The organism is Mycobacterium sp. E3305, assembly GCF_001666785.1.
GTDB lineage: Bacteria > Actinomycetota > Actinomycetes > Mycobacteriales > Mycobacteriaceae > Mycobacterium.
In genome coordinates this window covers 1-5162 of record NZ_LZJA01000068.1, presented here as the reverse complement: position 1 = coordinate 5162, position 5162 = coordinate 1, and the positions used below count along the sequence as shown (strand labels likewise).

The window sequence follows — 5162 nt, the reverse complement described above, 5'->3', positions numbered from 1 at the left end:
AATCCGACGGTGGCGACCCGCATCGCCCGGCGACGCCGCCCTCGCGATCGCCACTGAATCCGACGGTGGCGACCCGCCCCTAGTTGGCCGGCTTCTCGGCGTGCCCGCCGAACTGCTTGCGCATCGCCGACAACGCCTTGTTGGCGAAGTCATCGAGTGACCGCGAGGCGAAGCGCGACTGCAGCGCGGTCGTGAGGACCGGCGAAGGGACCCCCTCGTCGATCGCCGCGATCGCGGTCCAGCGGCCCTCGCCGGAGTCGGACACGCGCCCGGAGAACTCCTTGAGGTCGGGCGAATCGTGCAGCGCGATCGCGGTCAGGTCGAGCAGCCAGGAGCCGATCACGCTGCCCCTGCGCCACACCTCGGCAACCTCGGGGATGTCGAAGTCGTATTGGTAGAACTCGGGATTCGACAGCGGCGCCGTTTCGGCGTCACCCTCCTGCACCTGCTTGCCGATGTCGGCGTTGCGCAGGATGTTGAGCCCCTCGGCGAGCGAGGCCATCATGCCGTACTCGATGCCGTTGTGCACCATCTTGACGAAGTGCCCGGCGCCGGACGGCCCACAGTGCAAGTAACCCTTTTCCGATCGGTCGACCTCGCCGTCGCGGCCCGGCGTGCGCGGCGCCGCGTCCACCCCGGGCGCGACGCTGGCGAAGATCGGCTCGGCGTGCAGAAAGGCCTCGTCGTCACCGCCGATCATCAGGCAATAGCCGCGTTCCCTTCCCCAAACGCCACCGCTGGTGCCGCAGTCGAGCAGGTGAATTCCGTTCTCGGACAAGGTTTTTGCGTGGCTGATGTCGTCACGGTAGTACGAGTTGCCGCCGTCGATGACGATGTCGCCGGACTCCAGCGTCTTCGCCAGCTCCTCGATGACCCCCGTCGTGATCGTGCCCGCCGGCACCATCACCCAGACGACCCGCGGAGCGGTCAGCTTCTCGGCGAGCTCCCGCAGCGACGACACACCGGTGGTCCTCTCCTCCCCCGCCATCGCCTTGACCGCGTCGGGGTTGTGGTCGTAGACCACGCATTCGTGTCCATCCGTGGCGACGCGGCGGACGATGTTGGCGCCCATCCGGCCCAGTCCGATCATCCCGAGCTGCATCTCTTCCCGATCTCCTTACTGTGACGACGTGCGCTTGGGCAGCCACGGCTCCTGCCAGCTGCGATGACCGTGGAGCAGCGACTGCGCGGCCTCGGGCCCCCACGACCCCTGCTCGTAGTGGTGGATGCGGCTCGGCTTGTCCAGCACGGGCTGCACGATCCGCCACGTCTCCTCGATCGCGTCTTCCCGCGCGAAGAGCTGCCGGTCCCCGGTGAGCGCGGCGTAGAGGAGCCGTTCGTAGGGCCGCACGGCTTCCCCGAGATCCTCGGCGAACGACGAGTCCAGGTGCACGTCGTGCCAGCCGTCGCCGACTTGGGCCGACAACTGCAACCGCATCCCGGGATCGGGATCGATGCGCAGCACGATCTGGTTGGGCTCGGGTGGCCGGCGGTTCGGCAGAAACGAGAATCCCGGAACGTGGTGGAGGAACATCCGCACCTCGGTCACCTTCTCGGGCAGTGCTTTTCCGGCGCGCAGGAATATCGGCACACCGGCCCAGCGCCAGTTGTCGATCTCGGTCCGCAGCGCGATGTAGGTCTCGGTCTGCGAATCCTTGGCCACCCCGTCGACGTCGGTGTAGCCGCGGTACTGGCCGCGCACGCACCGCTCGGGATCCAGGGCCGGCATCGCCCGGAACACCTCGGCCTTCTTGTCGTTCAGGTCGTCGGCGCTGGGACCGACCGGGGGCTCCATCGCGACCAGCGCGAGCACCTGCAGCAGATGGTTCTGCACGACGTCGCGCAGCGTGCCCACCGCGTCGTAGAACTTGCCGCGGTCCTCGATGCCGAAATCCTCGGCCATGGTGATGTGGATTTCGGAAATGCTGTCGCGGTCCCACAGCTTGGCCAGGGCGTTGTTCGCGAAGCGCAGGTATTGCAGCTCTTCGACGGGCTGCTTGCCCAGGAAGTGGTCCACCCGCAGGATCTGGTCCTCGTCGAGCACCGCACGCAGCCGGGCGTTGAGGTCGCGCGCCGAGGCCAGGTCATGGCCGAACGGCTTTTCCACCGCGACGCGGCTGCATTCCAGCAGGTCGGCCTTGGCGAGGTTTTCGACGATCGGCGCGAACAGGGACGGCGGCATTTCCAGGTAGTACAGCGGGCGGCAATCCTTGCCGATCTTCTTCGCGAGCCGGCCGTACAGCTCTTCGTCGGTGACATCGCCGTGCAGATAGGACAGCCGGGCCGCGAGCCGGTCGAAGACCGCGTCGTCGAACTTCTCGCCGGAGGCCTTGATGGCCTCGCGGGCGCGCTCGACCAGCTTCTCGAGCGGCATGTCGTCGCTGGCCACGCCGACGATCGGGACGTCGAGCAACTTGCGGGCCTCGAGGCGGTATAAGGCGCGGTAGGTCATCTTGCGCGCCAGATCGCCGGTGATGCCGAAGATCACCAGCTTGTTCGAAGAGTTGTCCCCGCCGTCAGCCAAGCCCGCACCTCCGAAGTCGTTGGCTCTAGAGACTCACTACCCGCGGCGGTCGGACCTAACACTAGACACCGCACACAGGCCCGACAACCGCAAGCCATCGGGGCCTTGGCAGGATGCTTGCGTGGGTGATGCGCTGCATATCGCGGTCTACGTCTTGGCCGGCATCGCCGTGATCGAAGCCGTCGCGCTCGCCGTGCTTTCGCGGTTGCTGGTGCGCAGCCGCCAGGAGATCGACGAATTGCGGCACCGGACCGACACCCGCAGCTGGCTGTTGTCGGGTGGGCGCGAGGCCCTCAAGACCGTGTGGAACACCGCCAACGTGGTACGCAAGGAGGGCTTCGGGGCCGCCGTACGCGGTTCGATCGAGGATCTCGCGGACTGGGCGGAGGTGGAACGCCCCGACCTGGCGAGGGTCACCCCGGACGGCCGGGTGGTGATCCTGTTCTCCGACATCGAGGAATCGACCGCGCTCAACGAGCGGATCGGTGACCGCGCCTGGGTCAAACTCATTGGCGCACACGACAAGCTGGTGTCGGACCTGGTGCAGCGCCGGTCCGGTCACGTGGTCAAGAGCCAGGGCGACGGCTTCATGGTCGCCTTTTCCCGCGCCGACCAGGCGGTGCGGTGCGGCATCGACCTGCAGCGCGCGCTGCGCAAGGACGCAAAACGCAAGCGGCACGAGGAGATCCGCGTTCGGATCGGTATCCACATGGGCCGGTCGGTGCGCCGCGGTGATGATCTGTTCGGCCGCAACGTCGCGATGGCCGCGCGGGTGGCGGCCCAGGCCGCCGGCGGCGAGATCTTGGTGAGCCAACCGGTACGGGATGCCCTTTCCGACTGCGACGACATCCAATTCGGCAAGGGCCGCGAGGTCGAGCTGAAGGGCTTCTCGGGGACCTATTCGTTGTTCGCCGTGGAGGCCCCCGCCGATCCCGATCTGGACTGAAAGCCCTCCCCGTCGTACTCGGCCAGCCGTTGATGCAGGCGGGACCGGACCTCGTCGGCGGTGTAGGCGCGTCGTTTGCGTTGGTCGCGAGCCACCAGTGCGCCCCCGGCGACGACACCGGCGACGCCGGCCAGCCCGACCCACTTCCACAGTCTGCGCATGAACACAGCGTATTCGGGCTGTGTTTAACTTGTGTGCTCTTGCAACCGGACACAGGCATCGACACGCTCATGACGCTGACCCTCGATGAGGCCCTGAACGAGACTCGCACCGGCGATCTTTGGTTGTTTCGCGGCCGCTCACGGCCCGACCGCGCGATTCAGACCCTGACGAACGCACCGGTGAACCACGTCGGCATGACGGTGGCTATCGACGATCTGCCGCCGTTGATCTGGCACGCCGAGTTGGGCGACAAGCTCGTCGACATGTGGACGGGCACCAACCACCGGGGCGTGCAACTCAACGATCTGCGCCAGGCCGTCCTGCAGTGGACGCAGCGGTACCAGCAGCGGTGCTGGCTGCGCCAGCTGACGCCCAACCCCACCCGTGACCAGGAGAACAAGCTGCTGCGGGTGATCGCGCGAATGGACGGCACCGCCTTTCCCACCACCGCACGGCTGACCGGTCGCTGGTTCCGCGGCCGGCTTCCGACCGTCAACGACTGGGTGCGGGGAATCCCGCTGGTGGACAGCAAGGTTCGCGAGCAGACCCGGCGCCGCCGGGAGGAACGCAAGATGAGCATTTCCACGGCCTACTGCGCGGAGACGGTGGCGATCACCTACGAGGAAATGGGATTGCTGAACACGGACAAGGACGCCAACTGGTTCGACCCCGGCAAGTTCTGGAGCGGTGACACGCTTCCGCTGGCGCCGGGCTACCGACTGGGCGGCGAAATCACCGTGACGGTAGGCGAAGTCGGCTAGCCGACCGACATCTCGCCCAGTTCCGACCATCCCGTGGCGTCGATCGTCTGGTTGATGATCTTCGGGGTGGACGTGAGGGCCTGCGGCAGCTCTTGCATCGCCCGCTTGAAGTGATCGCTGTTGACGTGGACGGCGCCCGCCTCGTCGTCACGGAACGCCTCCACCAAGACGTACTCGGCCGGTTTGTCCAGGCTGCGCGACCACTCGAACCACAGGTTGCCGTCCTCGGCGCGGGTGGCGGCGGTGAACGGGGCGACCAGATCCGTCCAGCGGTCCGTCCACTCGGGCTTGGTCTCGAACTTGACGACGATGAAGATCATGGCCGGTATCCGCCTTGCTCGCTGGGAGAAGCTACGCCCGCCCGATACGGGTGGGCAGCGCCAGCATATCCATCCGAGGCACCGGACCGCCAGCAAAGCGCGCCCCGGCCGTCTTAATCGACGGGCGGGGCGCGCTTCATCTGTGTTCCGCACAAATCCTCGGCGGCTCCGACCCGCCCGCGAAGTGGCCTGGGTCACAAACTCGGCGAGTTCAGAGCTATTTCACTCCATCGGAGTCCGCGGATATGTACAACGGAAATAATCTGTGCGCCGAATCGAATCCTTCGTGAATTCAATTCGTTAGGGATTTGCAATTCCCGGATCGCCGGGCGGCGGCAATTCGGGCGCCGGCGGGGCCGGCGGCGGAGGCGGCGCGGGGGCTGGGCTTCCTCGTCGGCATCGTGCCGGGCAGGCCGAGGGGTTGCGGGCTGCTGCACTGCGAGGACGAC

6 protein-coding genes are annotated in these 5162 nt (G+C 66.8%); 2 read left to right on the top strand and 4 right to left on the bottom strand.

Annotated elements, in window-relative coordinates; genetic code table 11:
- Nucleotides 1–79 precede the first annotated feature (79 nt).
- Together gnd and A5701_RS06345 are read right to left on the bottom strand one after the other, a co-directional pair.
- Nucleotides 80–1102, bottom strand: a complete 1023-nt coding sequence (gene gnd / locus A5701_RS06350; RefSeq protein WP_067749926.1) for a phosphogluconate dehydrogenase (NAD(+)-dependent, decarboxylating) — start codon at nt 1100–1102, stop codon at nt 80–82.
- A gap of 15 nt (nt 1103–1117) precedes the next feature.
- On the bottom strand, nt 1118–2524 hold the full coding sequence (locus A5701_RS06345; RefSeq protein ID WP_067749924.1) for a glucose-6-phosphate dehydrogenase: 1407 nt from the start codon (nt 2522–2524) through the stop codon (nt 1118–1120).
- A 121-nt stretch (nt 2525–2645) separates the two neighbouring features.
- Here A5701_RS06345 and A5701_RS06340 point away from each other — a divergent pair, with 121 nt between their 5' ends.
- Nucleotides 2646–3470 carry an adenylate/guanylate cyclase domain-containing protein gene (locus A5701_RS06340; RefSeq protein WP_067749922.1) on the top strand — a complete coding sequence of 275 codons (825 nt, stop codon included), beginning with the start codon at nt 2646–2648 and terminating at the stop codon, nt 3468–3470.
- On the opposite strand, the gene A5701_RS28490 is transcribed toward A5701_RS06340, so the two are convergent.
- Nucleotides 3422–3631, bottom strand: coding sequence for a hypothetical protein (locus A5701_RS28490; RefSeq protein ID WP_082950480.1), 210 nt, complete (start codon nt 3629–3631; stop codon nt 3422–3424). The two genes, A5701_RS06340 and A5701_RS28490, sit on opposite strands and share 49 nt — an antisense overlap.
- Before the next feature lie 69 nt (nt 3632–3700).
- Here A5701_RS28490 and A5701_RS06330 point away from each other — a divergent pair, with 69 nt between their 5' ends.
- Nucleotides 3701–4393: a guanylate cyclase gene (locus A5701_RS06330; RefSeq protein WP_067749928.1), complete on the top strand. Its 693-nt coding sequence runs from the start codon at nt 3701–3703 to the stop codon at nt 4391–4393.
- Here the strand turns inward: A5701_RS06330 and A5701_RS06325 are convergent.
- Entirely contained in the window at nt 4390–4713 is a 324-nt protein-coding gene (locus tag A5701_RS06325) for a putative quinol monooxygenase (RefSeq protein WP_067749917.1), read from the bottom strand. The genes A5701_RS06330 and A5701_RS06325 overlap by 4 nt on opposite strands.
- Nucleotides 4714–5162 lie beyond the last annotated feature (449 nt).